General features: G+C 57.5%; 1 protein-coding gene. It reads left to right on the top strand.

Annotation, left to right across the window (positions count from 1 at the left end):
• Positions 1–210: 210 nt before the first annotated feature.
• Positions 211–409 (top strand): LysR family transcriptional regulator (locus SOP95_RS31855; RefSeq protein ID WP_323609567.1); only part of this gene is annotated, 199 nt, incomplete at its 3' end.

The raw sequence follows: 409 nt of genomic DNA, 5'->3' as shown, positions 1-409 counted from the left end.
TCGCTTTGAGTGTCGAAGAGATAAGCAGCCACACAGCCGACGGTCACCAGGACCAGCAGTTGCTTGACCGTTACCCCGAGGCATATCGAGGGTAAAGGCATATGAGACCAGACCTGTTTTTGTTGTTAATGCCGGTAGCCGGCTGTGGTCGTTGATGATCAGCGCAGCCATTCTATTGAATACCCGGCCCGCTGCACATAGACTCCGGCGATGCGTTTACGTCATATCGAAGTGATTCAGGCCATCTTGCAGACCGGACACCCAGGCTTGGCCGCCGAGTGGTTGCAACTTTCCGTGGGCGATGTAGATGCGGCGCTCAAGGACGCCGAGCAGCAGCTCGGGTTCATGCTGTTCGCCAGTGTGCGTGGACGTTTGCAGGCCACCCGGGAAACCCTGGAACTGCAAGCCG

It is taken from the genome of Pseudomonas sp. YuFO8, from assembly GCF_035065025.1.
GTDB lineage: Bacteria > Pseudomonadota > Gammaproteobacteria > Pseudomonadales > Pseudomonadaceae > Aquipseudomonas > Aquipseudomonas putida_AE.
Note: the sequence above shows the minus strand (reverse complement) of the source record. Positions and strands in the feature narration are given on the sequence as shown.